Below are 17,982 nucleotides of genomic sequence, written 5' to 3'. Positions count from 1 at the left end.
TCTACGGATTACTGGGTGGCCCAGGCAGCAAAGCGCTTTTCCAGGGCTTCGCCTTGGTCAGCCCAGAAGGTGGTGTTGAACTGCAAAGCTTCCTTGGCGTTCTTTTCGGAAGTAGGCAGGTCACCCAAGACCTTGGCGCTGAGCTTGGCCAGAGCCTTCTTGTTGGTCGGGCCGTAAGCGATGTTCTGGGCGTACACAGCCTGGTTCTCCGGCTTCATGGCGAAGTTCAGGAACTTGTAGGCGGCGTCTTTCTTGGCAGTGCCCTTGGGGATAACCCAGTAGTCCAGGTCATAAATGCCACCGGGCCAGTAGATTTGCAGGTTGCGGCCTTCGCGGTTGGCGGCGTCAATACGGCCGTTGTACACGGTGGACAAGACCACATCGCCAGCCACCAGGAACTGGGGTGCCTGGGCGCCGGCTTCCCACCACTGGATGTTGGGCTTGAGGGCGGTCAATTTCTTGAAGGCGCGTTCTGCACCGTCTTTGGTGGCCAGAACCTTGTAGACGTCTGCGGGCTTCACACCGTCGGCCAGCAAAGCGAACTCGAGGTTGTAGCGGGCGCCTTTGCGCATGCCGCGCTTGCCAGGGATCTTGTTGGTGTCAAAGAAGTCTGCCCAGCTGGTAGGGGCTTTTTTGAGCTTGTCGCCGTTGTAGGCCATCACGGTGGACCACACAAACACACCCACACCACACTCGCTCACAGCGGAGGGCAGTAGGTCAGCTTTGGGGGCAATCTTGCTGTAGTCCAGCTTTTCGAACAGGCCTTCGTCGCAGCCGCGGGCTACGTCAGGAGATTCGACTTCCACCACGTCCCAGGTCACGTTCTTGGTTTCCACCATGGCCTTGATCTTGGCTTGCTCGCCGTTGTATTCCACTGCGGTGACCTTGACGCCTTCTTTGGCAACGGGCTCGTAGTACGCGACTTTCTGGGCGTTCGCATTGGCACCACCGAAGTTCACCACGGTAATGGCATCTTGGGCGTGGACATTCATCGCAAAGCAGGCAGCAATAGACGCAGCAGCGATCAGGCTTTTTTTCATGGAGAGATTTCCTTAAGGGTTGAGGAAGGGACGGGGGAAAAACTTCAGAGCGCGTAAATGCGCGTAAAGGGAGTCGGGAACTCAAGGTGCACCGTGCTGCCCATGGCGGGTGGAGTAAGAGCACATGCGTGGGTGAGCGGCAGCTTCACGGTGGCTTGTGCCTGTCCGGCACCCATTGAGCACAGCAAGCGCACGTGGTCGCCGTAATACACAATGCCGGCCACTTGGGCGGCGACGGTGTTCAGTGCAGCGGGCGCCTGTACGTGCAGCGCAATCCGCTCGGGTCGCACACAGGCTTCCACCATGGCGCCTGCAACGGCGTTATTGACATTGATACCGGGCAGCGTCTGGCCTTGGCCCAGGACTATGCAGGGGGCATCTGCAGTGCCACCCAATGTGCCGCGAAGCACCGTACTGTCCCCCACAAAACCGGCCACAAAGCGGTTGCTGGGGGCTTCGTACAGGCTTTGGGCATCTGCCAGTTGCTGGATCACACCTTCGTTGAACACCGCCACACGGTCGCTCATGGTCAGGGCTTCGCCCTGGTCATGGGTGACGTACACAAAGGTCACACCCAGCTGACGGTGTAACTCTTTGAGTTCGAGCTGCATGTGTTCGCGCAACTGCTTGTCCAGCGCGCCCAAGGGCTCGTCCATGAGCACCAGTTGGGGCTCGAACACCAGTGCGCGCGCCAGTGCCACGCGTTGCTGCTGGCCGCCGGAGAGGCGGGTGGGCAGGCGCTCGCCCATGCCGGTCAGTCGCACCATGTCCAAGGCCTTTTGCACCCGCTTTTCTTGCTCGTCTTTAGGCACTTTGCGCACGGTGAGCGGGTAGGCCACGTTCTGTGCCACCGTCATGTGGGGGAACAGTGCGTAGTTCTGGAACACCATGCCGAAGTTGCGCTTGTTCGGCGGGGTGCGCGTGATCTGCTTGCCGTCGAGCAGGATGTCGCCTGCTGTGGGGGACTCGAACCCGGCCAGCATCATCAGGGTGGTGGTCTTGCCCGAGCCCGAGGGTCCGAGCAGGCTCAGGAATTCACCGCGCTGGATATCGAGGTTCAGCTCCCGCACCACCAGCTGTTCGCCGTCGTACGTTTTTTGCACGCCGCTAAAGCGCACCAAGGGTTCAGTAGAGGACATGTGTTCTTCGAAAAGCAGATTCAAAAAGGCGATCAGGCCACGGCGGCGAAGCTGTCTGCCAGAATGGCCAAGCCTTCTTCCAGCAGCGCGTCGGGCGCGGTCAATGGCACCAGGATGCGGATGACGTTGCCGTAGGTACCGCAGGACAGCAGAATCAGCCCGCGTCGAGCAGCCTCTGTGACTACTTTCTTGGTCAACACCGCGTCTGGGCGGTGCACATCACCACCTTCAAACAACTCGATGGCGACCATGGCGCCCATGCCGCGTACATCACCGATGGCAGGTACCTTGGTGGCGATGGCCTTGAGCTTTTCAACCAGGAAGGCGCCCATGTCTTGACTGCGTTGCAGGAGTTTTTCTTCTTCAAAGGCCTTCATCACGGCCAGTGCGGCTGCGCAAGCCACGGGGCTGCCGGCATAAGTACCGCCCAAGCCACCTGCCGCAGGTGCGTCAATCACATCAGCACGGCCGACCACACCGGACAAGGGGAATCCACCTGCCAGCGATTTGGCTGTGGTAATCAAATCAGGAGCCACAGGCCATTGTTCGCATGCGAACCAAGTGCCGGTGCGGCCCGCCCCGGTTTGCACTTCGTCGGCAATCAACAAAATACCGTACTTGTCGGCCATGGCCTTGAGGCCGGAGATGAACTCGGGAGGGGCCACGTAGAAACCGCCTTCACCCTGCACCGGTTCGACGATGAAGGCAGCGACGCGTTCTGCTTCGATGTCATTCTTGAAGATCAACTCCACAGAATGCAGGGCATCCGCCACGCTCACGCCATGCAGTTCATTCGGGAACAGGGCGTGGAACACTTCGCCGGGGAAGGGGCCGAAGCCCAACTTGTAAGGCGCCACTTTGCCAGTGAGGCCCAGCGTGAAATTGGTGCGGCCGTGGTAGCCACCGGTGAAGGCGATCACTCCAGGGCGCTTGGTGTGAGCGCGGGCGATTTTGATGGCGTTTTCCACCGCTTCGGCGCCGGTGGTCAGCAGCAGGCTCTTCTTGGCAAAGTTGCCAGGGGCCATGGCATTGAGACGTTCGCAGACTTCCACATAGGGCTCATATGCCACCACTTGAAAGCAGGTATGGGTGTACAGGTCGAGCTGGGCCTTGACGGCCTCAATCACCTGGGGGTGCAGGTGGCCGGTGTTGAGCACCGCAATACCGCCGGCGAAGTCGATGAAGCGGCGACCTTCCACATCCCAGAACTCGGAGTTGCGGGCGTTCTTGATGAAAATCTCGTGGGCCTGACCGACGCCGCGGGCAACGGCGGATTGGCGGCGGGCATACAGGGCGGCATTGAGAACTTGGCGATCGGCTTGCATAAGATAGTCCGGTGTTGTTGAACGGGTGGCAGAACTATAGGAACCCGGTCCACAAACAACCATGTACACAATGATGAAAGTTTCGAGACACTGTGCAGGTCTAAAATCCTGTACAGAGTTTCCCTAAATTGGTGCGTTTTTTGACCACCTGTTGTCTGCTTTACGATCGCGCCATGCTCACACTCAGTCCCGACATTGCTACCCCCCTGGTAAGCCAGATCGTGGACGGACTGCGCGGGCTGATTGCGGGGCAGGTGCTCAAGCCCGGTAGCAAGCTGCCTTCCATCCGCGCATTTGCGGTGGCGCACAACGTCAGCGTGTTTACGGTGGTCGAGGCCTATGACCGTTTGGTCGCCCAGGGATGGCTGGTCTCGCGGGCCCATTCCGGCTTTTTTGTAAAGCGGCGTGAGGAGGGCGGCAGCGTCGGGGCACCAGCCCGCGAAGTGGAAACGCCCCGTTTTGATGCAAGCTGGTACCTCAAGCAGATTTTCGAGAACCGGAACCTGCCGTTAAAGCCCGGTTGCGGCTGGTTGCCGCATGATTGGTTATTCGGTGATGCCGTGCGCCGCAGCATGCGCCAGCTCTCCAGCGATGGCTCTGAATTGGACGGCTATGGCCTGCCCTATGGCCACATGGCCTTGCGCATGATCATTGCGGAGTCATTGGCCGAACATCAGATTTCGGCAGACGCCGGCCAGGTGTTGTTGACGCATGGCTCCAGCCAAGGGCTGGATCTGGTGGCGCGCTGCCTGCTCAAGCCGGGCGACACCGTACTGGTAGACGATCCGGGCTACCCCAATCTCTTGTTTATGTTGCGCTTCTGGGGCGTGGACGTGGTCGGCGTGCCGCGCACGGGCGTGGGCTACGACCTCGCTGCTTTGGAGGCCATTCTGGCAACCCGCAAGCCCAAGGCCTTCTTCACCCAACCCCGTTTGCAGAGTCCTACCTGCTCGGTTGCTTCGGTGGCGCAACTGCACCGCTTGTTGCAACTGGCGGAGCTGCACGATTTTGTTCTGGTCGAAAACGACATTTATGCCGACATGGATGCGACTTCGCGCACCACGCTGGCCAGTCTGGACCAATTGCGTCGCGTGGTTTACGTGGGCAGTTACTCAAAAACAATTTCGCCCAACCTGCGTGTGGGTTACTTGTTGGCCCGGCCTGATCTGTCAGCGCAATTCGTGCAGCTGAAGATGATTGCAGGACTGACGTCTTCCGATATTGCCGAGCGGATTACCTTCGGCGCGATTACGGATGGCCGCTGGCGCAAGCACCTGAAGTCGCTGCGGGACCGCTTGGGTGAAGCACACCGCCAAGTCAGTCGCAGGCTGCTGGGTCTGGGTTTTGAGATCTTTCATGAGCCTGAGGCCGGCATGTACCTGTGGGCAAGGCACCCTGACATCGCGGACAGCGCCGTCCTGTCGCAGTCAGCGACTCAGGAAGGTATCATGTTGGGGCCCGGCCAGTTGTTCCTGGTGGAGCCTCGGCCTACCGGATGGTTGCGCTTCAATGTGGCGTTTAGCTCGGACGAGCGCCTGTGGCGCTTTCTGGACCAGCGGATCCTGGTGGGGCAAAGCGCCGAACACGCCTGAGGCGCGCGGCGCTTACAGCAAGCCCCTCTTTGCCAAGTTACGCATCAAATGCGATGCGCTGAATGTCCAGGGTGGGCACTGGTCGCAGTGCCGCATGCGGTTGCGCAGGGTCCCCAGTTTGGCGCTGTGGATGGTGACCACATCGTCCAGTTTGTGGGTAAAGCCGCCGCCCGGGGCATCCCGGTCCTGCACAGGCGCAAACAAAGTACCCAAAAACAGCATGGCTCCATCCGGGTATTGGTGATGCGGGCCTATCAGCTGGGCGGCAAGGTCCAGCGGGTCACGGCTGATGCGTGCCATGGATGAATAGCCATCCATCACAAAACCGTCAGCGCCTTCCACACGCAATGTCAGTTCAGCGCTGCGCACGTCGTTGATGGTGAATTTCTCGTCAAACAAGCGAATGAAGGGCCCTACCGACGCCGAAGCGTTGTTGTCCTTGGCTTTACCCAGCAAAAGTGCTGAGCGGCCTTCTACATCACGCAGGTTCACGTCGTTGCCCAGCGTGGCACCCACGACTTCGCCGCGCGAGTTAACAGTGAGTACGACTTCCGGTTCGGGGTTATTCCAGTGTGATGCGGGGTGCAAGCCCGCGTCGTCCCCGCAGCCCACAGCGGCCAGTACCGGTGCTTTCGTAAAAATCTCTGCATCAGGGCCGATGCCGACTTCGAGGTACTGGCTCCAGGCACCTTGTGTAATCAGCACTTGTTTGAGTGCCATGGCCTGTTCCGAACCGGGCTTGAGTTTGGATAGGTCGTCGCCGATCAGTGACTGGATTTCAGTGCGTATGGCGCTCGCCGCCGCCGGGTTGCCTCTGGCTTTCTCTTCAATCACCCGTTCCAGCATGGACGTGGCAAACGTCACCCCGGCTGCCTTGATGGCTTGCAGATCACAGGGGGCCAACAGCCACGGTAAGGCAGCGTCCCTGCTGGCAGCGCTGCTGTTGGCCAGCAGGCTTTGCACACTGCAAACAGTTTCCCCATGGGCTGCGCGCAGGGCGCGGGCCGGATCGGCGGTTTCGCATACATCACGGGCTGTGGGATAGATGCTGCTGATGTCGATCACCATGCCATCGCGTACCGTAACCACGCTGGGGCCTTGTAGTTCAGGCCGCCAGATACGGCCCAACAGGGTTGCGTGGCCGGCATCGGCCGGCAGGGTGTTGTCAGGAGTGAGTTGCATAGAGGCCTATCGGGTCACGTAGCCCATGGTCTGCGGTAGCCACAGAACGATCTGGGGAAAGCAAGTCATGGCCAGCAGCAGGCAGAGCAGCATGACCAGGAAGGGCCAGCCTTCCTTCATCATCTCGCCGATAGGAATCCCGGTGAGTGCCTTGGTGACAAACAGCAACATGCCGAAGGGGGGGTGGATCAAGCCGATCATCATGTTCAGGACCACCAGCACACCGAAGTGCACCAGGTCCACCCCGAGCAATTTGGCAGCCGGCAGCAGCATGGGCACGAAGACCAAGAGCAAGACGGACACATCCAGAAAACAGCCCAACACCAGAAACATGACGTTCACCAGCAAGAGGAACTGGATTTTGGACAGGTGCATGCTGTCGACCCACATCGCCATGCTTTGGGGCACGCCCTCGGCGGTGAAGGCGTAGTTCAGCATGAATGAGCCGGCAAGGATAAGGGTGATGACTGCGCTGCCGCGTGCGGACTCCATCACCACACCCCAGAAGCTGCGCCAAGTGAGCGCTCGGAACACCACGGCGGCGAGGATGAGTGCATGCAAAGCAGCCACTGCCGCAGCTTCAGTAGGCGTAAAAGCTCCTGAGTAAATGCCGCCTAGCAGGACTATGGGCATGGATAGCGGCAACGCACCGCGGAAAATTAGCCCGGCCCATTCAGAACGGGGCACCGGTTCGTCACGCGGCATGTTGCGTTTCACCGCGATGATGTGCACCACAAACATCATCAGGCCAGCCATCAGAAAGCCGGGCACTACACCGCCCAAAAACAAGGCGCCGACCGACGCACCGGACACCAGCGCATAAATCACCATGGGGATGGAGGGCGGGATAATGGGCCCCAGTGTTGCGCTGGCCACCACGACGGCACCGGCAAACCCGCGGGTGTATTCCGGCTTTTTGAGCATCTGGCGGATGGTGACCAGGCCGGGGCCGGCAGCATCTGCAATCGCACTTCCGCTCATACCTGAAAAGATCACGCTCACAAGAATGTCGACTTGTGCCAAGCCTCCCCGCATGCGGCCGACCAGGATTCGGCAAAAGTCAAAAATGCGCTCGCTCACAGTGCCGGCATTCATGATGTTGGCGGCGAATACAAAAAGCGGTACGGCCAGGAGCACGTAGCTGTTGTACAGGCCGTTGCCCACTTGCTCGGCTACCAGACCTACGTCCTGGCCCTTGGCAATCAAATAGCCGATGCCTGCTGCCAACATGGAGAAGCCGATGGGCATGCGCAACAGCAAGCCGACCAAAAGAATAGCCACCAGTACCCACAGTCCGGTTGTCATATGCGCAACTCCGCTTCCAGACCGATGCCGCGCACCGCGTTCCAGATGGCCCATGCACTGCGGATGACCAAAGCGATCAGCAGGAATACAAAGGGCATAAAAATCCACATGAAAGAAACGCCCAACACCGGCGAGCCTTCGCGCGCCATGAAGTGCACATAGTCCCAGCTGGCAGGAATGGCTGCAGCAGACAAGCCGCCAATCAGCAGGCTGCCTGCAATGCGCATGACCTGGCGGCTACGGTAGTTGACGCTGTTCCACAGCAAATCAAACACTACATGTTCGCGCTCGGGCACCACGGCCGCGGCACCCCAAAGAATCACCCACACATACAGAATCACCGCGGCTTCATCGGTCCACGGCAGGGGCTTGTTGAAACCGAAACGCGCCGTGATCTGGATGATGAAAACGATGAACAGGGTCAGGAAAAGGCCGCCGCCCAGAAGGTTGGCGGCCTGTTGCAATCGACGCAACATGGTTCAGTCGTCGCTTACTTCGTCGCGTTGATGCGATCGAGCAAACCCTTGGGCCACACTTTGGCGTAGTCAGACGCCTGGTAGGTGGCTTGCACGGACTTGCGGAATGCATCCACATCAGGAGTCGATACCTGCAGGCCTTCCTTCTTGAAGAATTCGACGAGCTGGCCTTCTTCCTTGATGCGGTTCTCGTTGTTGTAAGCAGCTGCAGCTTGAGCGGCTGCTGTCACCTTTTGCTTTTGCGCGGGCGTCAGTGCATTGAAGCTCTTGTTGGAGATGGCGATAAAGATGCCGTCTACCAGGTGGCTGGTCAACACGATTTGTTTGGTGACTTCGTAAAACTTGGCAGCGCGTACCGAGGGCAGGGGATTGTCCTGGCCGTCGATGGTGCCGGTCTTGAGTCCCATGTACACCTCGCCGAATGCCAGCGGTGTGGCGGTGGCACCCAGTGCTTCGCCCAGGAACAACCACTCCTTGGAGCCGGGCATGCGAAGCTTCACGCCTTTCAAGTCTGCAGGTGTTTTGACCGGCTTGGCTTCGCGCAGATTGACCTGACGGGTGCCCAAATAGACGGTGGCCAGCGGTGTGACTTCCATTTTTTCAGACACGGCCTTGAACAGCTCCGCACCAATGGGGCCGTTGAATATCTTTTGTTGCTGGTCCGGATCGCGCACCACGTAGCCGGCGGTGAAGATGGAGAACTCGGGCACGAGTTTGGCAATGTCAAAGGCCGAAATGCTGGACAGCTCCAGGTTGCCACGGGCCATGGCGGCAGGCTCGGTGCCTTGCTTGAACAGGGTGGCGTTCAGGTTGATCTGGACATCGAACTCGCCGGGGGCCGTTTTTTCGAGTTGTTCCTTGAACACGGTCCACATCTTGGCGTGCCAGTCGTCGGGCACTGCGGGGGTGGAGATGCGCAGCACGGTCTTGGTCTGTGCCATGGCCGGCAATGCGGGCAGCGCGGCAGCGCCCATTGCGGCAGCGGCGCCCAGCAGAGTGCGGCGATTCAGTCGGGTAGTGGTCATGGTATTGTCTCCTCGTGTTGTTGGTGTTTACAGGTGGCTCAATGTGGCACCCAGTGCACGATAACCGCTGCGAACGGTTTGTAACTCGGTGTTATCCAAGGGGCTCAAAGGGGCGCGCATGGTCAGCCACGCATCGTCGCCAGACTGCTCTGCAAGCATGGCTTTGTAGACGCCCACAAAGGGCATGCCGGGCTTGACGGATAGCAGTTTGAGCAAATCAAGAATGAGTTGTTCATCCGCTTGGCTGACCTTGTCGGGTGCGCTCATCACCCGCTTCATCAGGCGCGGCGCAATGTTGGACAGGCCATTGATGGAGCCCGATCCACCTTGGCACATGACCGGTGCCACATGGGGCTCCGCCCCGACCAGAATGGACAAATCCGGGAAAGCACGGGCTAAGGCGAGTGAGTGCTCGAGGTCTCCACTGCTGTCTTTCACGCCCATCACCTGTCCGGGGTGGCGGCGCACCAGTTCTGCAATGGCGGCGTGCGAGAAGCCGAAGGTGCTCATGAAAGGGAAGTGGTAGAGCAGCAGTTTCAAACCATCGTCGCCTATGCCTCGCACCACCTGGGACACGGCCTCGATGATGCCGGCGTCTTTGGGTTGATTGAAGAAAAAGGGCGGCATCAGCATCTGACGGTGCACGCCCAAGCCGCTGGCGTGACGGCCCAGTTCGATGGCATCGCCCAGCGCCAACGCGGTGGTGGTCACAATGATCTGGTCGGGACGGATGCCGTGGGCCAACATGGCCTCCAGCAGGCCTTTGCGCTCAGCCATCGTGAATGCCGGGCCTTCACCCGTCGTACCGAAAAGGGTCACGCCATCGCAACCTGCCTCGAGCATGCGTTGTGCATGGGCCAAGGCACGTGGGGTATCTAGCGTGCCGTCGTCGGTGACGGGCAGCAAAAGCGCGGGCCAAAGGCCGTGGATATCGGGGTTCAAACGTGTCTCCTGATGTTGTCGGTGGGAATCGGGTCGATGTGGGGGGTGGAGCTGACGCCCCATTCATTGCGCACTTGTTCCAGTGGGGCATGCATGACCCGGTTGCGGGCGCTACTGATGTGTTCCTCCAATAGGGTGGCGGCTTTGGCGCCATCCCGCGCTCGTAGCGCTTCGATAAAGCGCAAGTGCTCCTGCATGGCTGGAATGAGGCGGCCCGGGGTAATCACGCTTTGTTCGAGCTTGATCAGTCGTACCCGCAAGCTGTTGACCCGGTACTGGTCGGAAATGATGTCGTTACCCAGTGCGTCCACCATGCGGTCATGCAGGCCCCAGTCCAGCGCTTGGGCTTCGTCCAGCAGGGTGGCGTCTTGCAATGCATCGGGCGCCGCGGCACGGGCCAATATCCGGTGGTGGCTGGCTTCAATGGCTTCCAGTTCGGCATCGGTTGCGGTGTGCACGAAATGCAGCAATGCCTCCCGTTCGATCATGGAGCGCACCTGAAACGCATTGCGGATCAGTCGCAGGTCCACATGGGCAATCTGCAGACCGCGTTGCGGCACAGTTTTGACAAGGCCAGCAGCTTCCAGGCGGGGAATCATCTCGCGCACCGCGCCCAAGGGCATATCCAGCAAGGTCATCAATTCGCGTTGCGACACAAACTGCCCGGCACGGATGGTTCCCTCAAACACCTGTCGCGTGAAACCTTGGTAAGCCTTGGCACGCTGGCTCAGCGAGTCGTCGACAGGGCTGTTTACCACTTGATTCATGACTGACATGTTAGTTGTGTGCCAGTCGGAGTCCTATTGGGATAAACCCGCAGCTAATGGAACGGCTCTGGAGCGGCCGGTCCATCTGCGGGGGCGGCGATAATAGTGGGTTCTATTGATCCACCACTCGAAGAAATTCCGTCATGACCCAGCCCGTAATGAGTGTTGCCGACATTCGCAAAACCTTCCTCGACTTCTTTGCCTCCAAGGGGCATACCGTCGTGGCGTCCAGTCCGCTGGTACCGGGCAATGACCCCACCCTGATGTTCACCAACTCGGGCATGGTGCAGTTCAAGGATGTGTTTCTGGGCACAGACAAGCGCAACTATGTGCGTGCGGCCTCCGTGCAAGCCTGCCTGCGTGCCGGTGGCAAGCACAACGATCTGGAAAACGTGGGCTATACCGCCCGCCACCACACCTTCTTCGAGATGCTAGGCAACTGGAGCTTCGGCGACTACTTCAAGAAGGAAAGCCTGAACTGGGCTTGGGAACTGCTGACCACCGTCTACAAGTTGCCCGCGGAAAGGCTGTACGCCACCGTCTACCAGGAAGACGACGAGGCCTACTCCATTTGGGAAGACATCTTCGTCAAGGCTGGCTGGACCCCTGAGCGCGTAAAGCAAGAGGGACGCATCATCCGCATCGGCGATAACAAGGGTGGCCGCTACAAGAGCGATAACTTCTGGATGATGGCCGACACCGGCCCCTGCGGCCCCTGCTCGGAAATTTTCTACGACCACGGTGCCCACATTCCCGGCGGCCCGCCCGGCAGCCCTGACGAAGACGGCGACCGTTTCATCGAGATCTGGAACAACGTGTTCATGCAGTTCAACATGGACGAGACCGGTGCCGTGACCCCACTGCCCGCACCCTGCGTGGACACCGGCATGGGCCTGGAGCGCCTGGCTGCCATCCTGCAGCACGTGCACAGCAACTATGAAATAGACTTGTTCGACGCGCTGATCAAAGCCGCTTCCCGCGAAACCGGATGCACGGACCTTACAAACAAGTCTCTGCGCGTGATTGCCGACCACATCCGCGCCACTGCGTTCCTGGTGAGTGACGGTGTGATCCCGAGTAACGAAGGCCGTGGCTACGTGCAGCGCCGCATCGTGCGCCGCGCCATCCGCCATGGCTACAAGCTGGGCCAGAAGACACCGTTCTTCCACAAGCTGGTCAAAGACCTGGTGCAGGTCATGGGCGCGGCATACCCCAACATGGCATCACAGGAGGCTCGTATCACCGAAGTGCTGCGCGTCGAAGAAGAGCGATTCTTCGAAACCCTGGCCACCGGCATGCAGATCCTGGACGAAGCCTTGGCTGGCGGTGTGAAAGTGCTGCCCGGTGAGGTGGCCTTCAAGTTGCACGACACCTATGGTTTCCCGCTCGATTTGTCGGCCGACGTGTGCCGCGAAAACGGTGTAGAAGTCGACAGCGCCGGTTTTGCCGCCGCCATGGAGCAGCAAAAGGCCAAGGGCCGTGCAGCGGGCAAGTTCAAGATGGACAAGGCGCTGGAGTACTCCGGCGCAGGCAACACTTTTGTAGGTTACGAGCATTTGACCCAAGCTGCAAAAATCGTAGCGCTTTACGCTGATGGTACGGCGGTTAGCGAGCTGAAGGCCGGTCAAGACGGCGTGCTGGTGCTGGACACCACACCGTTCTACGCCGAGAGCGGCGGCCAGGTGGGCGATGAGGGCGCGGTGTTCTCGGATGCCGGCCTGTTTGAAGTGGGCGACACCCAGAAGATCAAGGCCGATGTGTTCGGCCACCACGGCACACTGAAGACCGGCGTTTTGCGCGTGGGCGATGCCGTGACTGCTCATGTGGACGCCGCCAAGCGTGCCGCCACGGTTCGCAACCACAGCGCCACTCACCTGATGCACAAAGCCCTGCGTGAAGTGCTGGGCGAGCATGTGCAGCAAAAGGGTTCATTGGTGAATGCCGAGCGCACCCGTTTTGACTTTGCACACAACGCGCCTGTGACAGCCGAGCAAATTCGCCAGATTGAAGCAAAAGTGAACGCCGAAGTGCTGGCCAATGCCGCAGCGCAAGCGCGCGTGATGGACATTGAGTCTGCCCAGAAGACCGGCGCCATGATGTTGTTCGGAGAGAAATACGGTGAAACCGTACGCGTGCTCGACATCGGCTCCAGCCGCGAGCTCTGCGGCGGCACCCACGTGCATGCCACTGGAGACATCGGCTTGTTCAAGGTGGTGGGCGAAGGCGGTGTGGCCGCTGGCGTGCGCCGCATTGAGGCGGTGACAGGTGCCAACGCACTGCACTATCTTCAGGACCTGGAAGACACGGTGGGCGCAGCTGCGGCAACGCTCAAAACACCCGTGGCTGAGTTGGGCAACCGCCTGGGCCAGATGGTGGACCAGGTCAAGGCGCTGGAGAAAGAAGTTGCAGCACTCAAGGGCAAGTTGGCTTCCGCGCAGGGCGACGAGCTGGTGAGCAGCGCGGTAGACGTGAACGGCGTGAAGGTGCTGGCCGCCAAGCTCGAAGGCGCGGACGCCAAGACCTTGCGCGACACCATGGACAAGCTCAAGGACAAGCTCAAGACTGCTGTCATCGTGCTGGGCGCTGTCGATGGCGACAAGGTGCAGATCGCAGCCGGCGTGACCAACGACACGACAGCTAAGGTCAAAGCCGGTGAGCTGGCCAACTTTGTCGCAAGCCAAGTAGGTGGCAAGGGCGGCGGCAAGGCCGACATGGCCATGGCCGGTGGCACAGAGCCTGCCAAGCTGGCCGGCGCGCTGGCCAGTGTGCAAGCCTGGGTAAGTGCCAAGCTGTGATGGCAGAGCATTAACCTCATAGTTGCTATCAATACAGGAGCTGCTCGCGCTTATTCCATGGGCGTCAGCAGCTCTTTTTATGCCTGAATCAATTTGGAATCGACGTCACGCACTGGCTGCTCTCGCGGCATTGTGGAAGCCCGCGGCCCGGGCTGCCTCAGAATCTTCCAGCCCAGGCTTTGACCTCCAGCCGTGGCCTCGCGGTCGCGCGGCGCCAGCGTTTCCCGCGACGGATATGACCGGGCAAGCGGTGTCACTTCAGGCGCTGCAGGGCAAGGCCGTGTTGATTAACTTTTGGGCCAGTTGGTGTGAACCCTGCCGGGCCGAAATGCCCTCGCTGCAAGCGTTGGCCGAGCGGGAGAAAGCGCAGTTGGTCGTGCTGACCATCAATCTCAAGGAAAGCCCCGAGGCAATAGCGCGCTTTGTGCAGTTCACCGGACTGACCCTGCCCGTACTGCGCGACCCACTAGGCGACACTGCTCGCGTTTGGGGTATCAAGATTTACCCGTCTACAGTGTTGGTGGACTCAACAGGCCTAGTCCGCAGTGTGGTTCGAGGGGCGCTGGATTGGGCTGGTTCTGAGGGCGAGGCCCTGTGGCGCCCCTTGCTGAAAGCAGTGACTCAACGCACTCCCAAGCGCTGAACCAGAGCTTGTACTTCGGCGTCCCGCACCGCAGGCGCTCCTTCGGCCGCACTGGATTGGATCAGGCGGCGCAGCGTCTCCAGGTGGGGCGTCACGGTTCCAAAAAAGGTGGCCCTGCTGCCTTGTGCAATCAACAGTGTGGGGAAGTTTTCCACCTCAATCGGGTCCACCAGATCGGATTCATCTTCCACATCCACCCAGTGCATGCGCGCGCCGGGGAATTCGGCCTGCAGCGCGGTGAACAGGGGCTGGTAGTCCTTGCAAGTGCCGCACCATTGGGCACACAGGCAGGCAACCAGCAGCGGAGCGGTGGCGGATTCAGCGGGAGTAGACAAGTGCTGGCTCATGACTCAAATCAATATCGATATAACGGGCTTCAGGGGTATGAAGTTTTACAATATAGGGTTTCGCCCTAGGTCTTTATGGCCTGTGCGGTGCTCCACAGTCTGACCCTCAAGCAAGGCCCCCATGAGTGCATTTCTGGAAGAAACAGTTTTAAGCGTACACCACTGGACAGACCGTTTGTTCAGCTTCACCACCACGCGTGACCCTGCGCTGCGCTTTTCCAACGGTCACTTCACCATGATTGGCTTGATGCAAGACAACGGCAAGCCGCTGCTGCGCGCGTATTCCATTGTCAGCGCCAACTACGAAGAACACCTGGAATTCTTGAGCATCAAGGTGCAGGACGGTCCTTTGACTTCCAAGCTCCAGCACATCAAGGTGGGCGACAAGATTGTGGTGGGCCGCAAGCCCACCGGCACCTTGCTGATTGATTACCTCTTGCCCGGCAAAAACCTGTACCTCCTGGGCAGCGGCACCGGCTTGGCCCCGTTCTTGAGCGTGGCGCGGGACCCCGAGACGTACGAGAAGTTTGAAAAAGTCATCGTGGTCCACGGCGTGCGCGAGGTGAATGAACTGGCGTACTACGACTATTTCAAGAACGAGTTGCCCAAGCACGAATTCCTGGGCGAGATGGTCACGAACCAGATGCTGTACTACCCCACGGTGACCCGTGAGGCGTTTGAGCATCAGGGCCGTATCACCACCCTGATCGAGTCCGGCAAGCTGCCTGAAGACTTGGGCCTCCCCCCGCTGGACCCGGCCACCGACCGCATCATGATCTGCGGCAGCCCAGGTCTGAACAAAGACATGCGCGAAATCCTGGACGCCAAGGGCTTCAAGGAAGGCAACACCACCACACCAGGCGACTACGTGGTGGAGCGCGCATTCGTGGAACAGTAAATTCAGAGGCTCTCAGGAGCCGCCTCGTCATGGAAAGGCCTGCCTGCAGGCCTTTTTTTATGCCTGCCGGGTGTGACTGGCCCGGTGCCGCTGCACCTCGGGTGAGCGTAGGGCGCGGTGTTTGGTAACCCGTCCTGCCATGCGTTTGCGCCACATACGGAAGGAGCTGGCCTTCATGTGTGAACGCATCAGCGCGATGACACCGGATTCATTCAAACCGAATTGCATTTCGATGGATTCAAATGGCGTACGGTCTTCCCAGGCCATTTCGACAATGCGCGACACATCAGCGTCTGTGAGCGTCATGCAGCCATGCTCCCGGCCAACATGCACAGCGCAGCTACCACCGTGAGGTGCAAGCGCATGCTCAGCCAATCGCCCAAGCCGTAGGCCGGGTAGCTGCGCCGGTCTACCGACAGGCATATGCCCAGCAACAGCGCCATGGTCACCAGTCCTTGGGACAGGGGCAGCAGCAAAGCGACCCAAGCCACCAGACTGGGAAACACGCCCCACACGAAGGGCCCGGGTTGAGGTGTAAGTGGCCCGCGCATCGCCAGGCCCCAGTGGATAGCGCCCAGAAAGCTCGCGATAGTGGCGCCGTAGGCCAACAAGGCAAAAGCCGCCTGCGCACGATGCGCGGCCGGAGCCAGCCACGCTGCTGCAGCCAGTGCCACAAACGGGATCAGTCCGGCGTATCCCAGTCGGGCTGCCCAGCGGGGCAGAGGAGTTCCTGTGGGGGGCGGTGTAAATGGTGCATTCATGGCGCATCTCTCGTCACATCTTCCGCATCCTCCGGATGGGCGGTCACAGCTTTCCCACCTTCGGCGGCCGGGCGGCACATCACGGTTCCGTTCCATTGCTGGCCACACCAGCACAGGCCTTCCGCGTTAATGATGCAGGTGCCGGTACCGCAGCAGCGTTCGTCTTCTTCCATGGCGCGTCCTGAATATCCGTTTGAAACAAAGGCGCTTGCCGCTGTGGCAGCATCCGTTGCCCAGATTTTGCTGGAATCAGCTCCGCCCGTGTGCCTCGGGGCCTTTTCCCTGACTACAGAAAGCCAGTTCACCATGCCCGCACTCAATGTTTTAGGCACTGCTTTGCAGGCCTGCTCGTACGACCCTCTCACCGGCTACTTCCGTGACGGGTGCTGCAATACCGATGCGCTTGACCACGGCACCCACGTGGTGTGCGCCAAGGTGACGGCGGACTTTCTCGCCTATTCGCTGCAGCGTGGAAATGACCTTGTTACCCCCCGGCCGGAGTATCGCTTTGTGGGTCTCCGTCCCGGTGATCGTTGGTGTCTCTGTGTGAACCGTTGGCTGGAGGCCTTGCAGGCCGGCGTGGCGCCGCCGGTGCACTTGGAGGCCACGCACGCCAAGGCGCTAGAGCGGGTGAGCATGGAGCAGCTCAAGGAATACGCCTTGTAAAGCCGTGCGCCACCGCACGGCAAGGCTTACGTGCCAGTGCATACTGCCGCCATGAAAAACAAACTTCTAATGCTGTGCTTTGGTGCGTTGTGGGCTGCTTGCTCTGCCTGGGTCCATGCCGAACAGCCAGCCCTGCAGACCATCGCGACGCTGGATGTGCCCCGTTATATGGGTACCTGGTACGAGATTGCCAAGTACCCCAACAGCTTTCAAAAGAAGTGCGCTCGCAACACCCGTGCGGAATACGAGGCCCGGCCGGACGGCAGTGTGCAAGTGCTCAATCGCTGCATCATGGCGGATGGCCAGATCACCGAGGCGCTGGGTGCCGCCCGACAAGTCGGCCCCGCCACCTCCCCCAAACTACTGGTGCGTTTTGCCCCAGCATGGTTGTCGTTTTTGCCTATGGTGTGGGGGAACTACTGGGTCATCGATCTGGACCCGCAGTACCAGCTGGTCGCCGTCAGCGAGCCGCAGCGCGAGTATTTGTGGGTTCTGTCGCGCACCCCCAAAGTTGAACCAGTGGCTTACGAAGCCTTGCTCGCGCGCCTGGCCCAGCAAGGTTTCGATTTGAAGCGTTTGGAACCCAGCCCGCAGGAGTGAGCATGATCGATGGACTGATTGCAGGGCACTTGGTGGGATTGGCTGAAATCCGTCAGGGCAAAAACGGCAGCAGCTTCGCACTGGCCAAAGTCAAAGCCACCGCAGGCGATGGCGAAACCTTGATCGTGAACGTGATTACCTTCGCCGCTGAGGCCAGTGCCGCGTTGATGGCCTTGGACGATGGCGATGCTGTCGCATTGGCAGGGGCACTGACACCCAAGGTGTGGACCGATAAACAAGGCAATACGCGCCCCGCACTGGACCTGGTGGCCACGCAGGTGCTTACCTCCTACCACGCGGCACGTAAACAGCACGCGCTTGCTGTACCGCAGATAGATGCGCGGTGATACAGGCTGTAGTTCTCGCACTGGCAATAGCGCTGGCTTTTGGCTTCGCTTGGTACGTCCACCGTGAGCGCCACCTGGCGGTCTGGGCCCTGGTTTGGTTGGCCTACGCGCTGTACGAGTACCTCATGCTTG

General features: G+C 59.9%; 20 protein-coding genes. 7 read left to right on the top strand and 13 right to left on the bottom strand.

The features are described from left to right. Positions 1–8 precede the first annotated feature (8 nt). Genes AEP_RS04810 through gabT form a run of 3 tightly spaced genes read right to left on the bottom strand, consistent with a single transcriptional unit; the run spans position 9 to position 3,504 of the window. Complete coding sequence (locus tag AEP_RS04810; RefSeq protein WP_087494334.1) at positions 9–1,040, bottom strand: ABC transporter substrate-binding protein; 1,032 nt, start codon at positions 1,038–1,040, stop codon at positions 9–11. 44 nt (positions 1,041–1,084) lie between these two features. Beyond that, entirely contained in the window at positions 1,085–2,179 is a 1,095-nt protein-coding gene (locus AEP_RS04805; RefSeq protein ID WP_087494333.1) for an ABC transporter ATP-binding protein, read from the bottom strand. A 32-nt stretch (positions 2,180–2,211) separates the two neighbouring features. Then, positions 2,212–3,504, bottom strand: coding sequence for a 4-aminobutyrate--2-oxoglutarate transaminase (gene gabT / locus AEP_RS04800; RefSeq protein WP_087494332.1), 1,293 nt, complete (start codon positions 3,502–3,504; stop codon positions 2,212–2,214). A 173-nt stretch (positions 3,505–3,677) separates the two neighbouring features. Here gabT and AEP_RS04795 point away from each other — a divergent pair, with 173 nt between their 5' ends. Beyond that, positions 3,678–5,096 (top strand): aminotransferase-like domain-containing protein, encoded by a 1,419-nt coding sequence (locus AEP_RS04795; RefSeq protein ID WP_087497188.1) that lies wholly within the window; start codon positions 3,678–3,680, stop codon positions 5,094–5,096. Positions 5,097–5,108: 12 nt separating this feature from the next. On the opposite strand, the gene AEP_RS04790 is transcribed toward AEP_RS04795, so the two are convergent. Genes AEP_RS04790 through AEP_RS04765 form a run of 6 tightly spaced genes read right to left on the bottom strand, consistent with a single transcriptional unit; the run spans position 5,109 to position 10,793 of the window. Further along, positions 5,109–6,278 carry a fumarylacetoacetate hydrolase family protein gene (locus tag AEP_RS04790; protein WP_087494331.1) on the bottom strand — a complete coding sequence of 390 codons (1,170 nt, stop codon included), beginning with the start codon at positions 6,276–6,278 and terminating at the stop codon, positions 5,109–5,111. A 6-nt stretch (positions 6,279–6,284) separates the two neighbouring features. Then, positions 6,285–7,583 (bottom strand): TRAP transporter large permease, encoded by a 1,299-nt coding sequence (locus tag AEP_RS04785; protein WP_087494330.1) that lies wholly within the window; start codon positions 7,581–7,583, stop codon positions 6,285–6,287. Next, a complete protein-coding gene (locus AEP_RS04780) occupies positions 7,580–8,059 on the bottom strand; it encodes a TRAP transporter small permease (RefSeq protein ID WP_087494329.1) in 480 nt (159 codons plus the stop codon). The genes AEP_RS04785 and AEP_RS04780 overlap by 4 nt, the downstream gene beginning before the upstream one ends. A 14-nt stretch (positions 8,060–8,073) precedes the next feature. After that, complete coding sequence (locus AEP_RS04775) at positions 8,074–9,084, bottom strand: sialic acid TRAP transporter substrate-binding protein SiaP (protein WP_087494328.1); 1,011 nt, start codon at positions 9,082–9,084, stop codon at positions 8,074–8,076. 27 nt (positions 9,085–9,111) lie between these two features. Further along, complete coding sequence (locus tag AEP_RS04770; RefSeq protein WP_157673049.1) at positions 9,112–10,026, bottom strand: dihydrodipicolinate synthase family protein; 915 nt, start codon at positions 10,024–10,026, stop codon at positions 9,112–9,114. After that, positions 10,023–10,793, bottom strand: a complete 771-nt coding sequence (locus AEP_RS04765) for a GntR family transcriptional regulator (RefSeq protein ID WP_087494326.1) — start codon at positions 10,791–10,793, stop codon at positions 10,023–10,025. The genes AEP_RS04770 and AEP_RS04765 overlap by 4 nt, the downstream gene beginning before the upstream one ends. A gap of 143 nt (positions 10,794–10,936) precedes the next feature. Between AEP_RS04765 and alaS the strand changes: the two genes are divergently transcribed. After that, the gene (gene alaS / locus AEP_RS04760) at positions 10,937–13,588 is read left to right on the top strand and encodes an alanine--tRNA ligase (RefSeq protein WP_087494325.1); all 2,652 of its coding nucleotides are present in this window, start codon (positions 10,937–10,939) and stop codon (positions 13,586–13,588) included. A gap of 79 nt (positions 13,589–13,667) precedes the next feature. Beyond that, positions 13,668–14,231 (top strand): TlpA family protein disulfide reductase, encoded by a 564-nt coding sequence (locus tag AEP_RS04755; protein WP_087494324.1) that lies wholly within the window; start codon positions 13,668–13,670, stop codon positions 14,229–14,231. On the opposite strand, the gene AEP_RS04750 is transcribed toward AEP_RS04755, so the two are convergent. Beyond that, on the bottom strand, positions 14,210–14,578 hold the full coding sequence (locus tag AEP_RS04750; protein WP_087494323.1) for a thioredoxin family protein: 369 nt from the start codon (positions 14,576–14,578) through the stop codon (positions 14,210–14,212). The genes AEP_RS04755 and AEP_RS04750 overlap by 22 nt on opposite strands. Positions 14,579–14,699: 121 nt before the next feature. Here AEP_RS04750 and AEP_RS04745 point away from each other — a divergent pair, with 121 nt between their 5' ends. Then, positions 14,700–15,476, top strand: coding sequence for a ferredoxin--NADP reductase (locus AEP_RS04745; protein ID WP_087494322.1), 777 nt, complete (start codon positions 14,700–14,702; stop codon positions 15,474–15,476). Between the two features lie 57 nt (positions 15,477–15,533). Here AEP_RS04745 and AEP_RS04740 read toward each other — a convergent pair whose 3' ends face one another. From AEP_RS04740 to AEP_RS20610, 3 genes are read right to left on the bottom strand one after another with little or no spacing between them, the layout of a single operon-like run. Continuing rightward, positions 15,534–15,782, bottom strand: a complete 249-nt coding sequence (locus tag AEP_RS04740; protein WP_087494321.1) for a TIGR03643 family protein — start codon at positions 15,780–15,782, stop codon at positions 15,534–15,536. Continuing rightward, positions 15,779–16,237, bottom strand: a complete 459-nt coding sequence (locus AEP_RS04735; protein WP_087494320.1) for a DUF3429 domain-containing protein — start codon at positions 16,235–16,237, stop codon at positions 15,779–15,781. Before AEP_RS04735 ends, AEP_RS04740 begins: the two co-directional genes overlap by 4 nt. Then, positions 16,234–16,410: a hypothetical protein gene (locus tag AEP_RS20610; RefSeq protein WP_157673048.1), complete on the bottom strand. Its 177-nt coding sequence runs from the start codon at positions 16,408–16,410 to the stop codon at positions 16,234–16,236. Before AEP_RS20610 ends, AEP_RS04735 begins: the two co-directional genes overlap by 4 nt. Positions 16,411–16,543: 133 nt before the next feature. On the opposite strand from AEP_RS20610, the gene AEP_RS04730 reads away from it, so the two are divergent. The 3 genes from AEP_RS04730 to AEP_RS04720 are packed head-to-tail and all read left to right on the top strand — an operon-like array spanning position 16,544 to position 17,850. Continuing rightward, positions 16,544–16,903, top strand: coding sequence for a DUF2237 family protein (locus tag AEP_RS04730; protein WP_087497187.1), 360 nt, complete (start codon positions 16,544–16,546; stop codon positions 16,901–16,903). A gap of 51 nt (positions 16,904–16,954) precedes the next feature. Continuing rightward, positions 16,955–17,503, top strand: a complete 549-nt coding sequence (locus AEP_RS04725; RefSeq protein WP_087494319.1) for a lipocalin family protein — start codon at positions 16,955–16,957, stop codon at positions 17,501–17,503. Between the two features lie 2 nt (positions 17,504–17,505). Beyond that, entirely contained in the window at positions 17,506–17,850 is a 345-nt protein-coding gene (locus AEP_RS04720; protein ID WP_087494318.1) for a single-stranded DNA-binding protein, read from the top strand. Positions 17,851–17,982: the final 132 nt, after the last annotated feature.

It is taken from the genome of Curvibacter sp. AEP1-3 (assembly GCF_002163715.1).
Taxonomy (GTDB): domain Bacteria; phylum Pseudomonadota; class Gammaproteobacteria; order Burkholderiales; family Burkholderiaceae_C; genus Allorhodoferax.
This window is presented reverse-complemented; position numbering and strand designations above follow the sequence as displayed.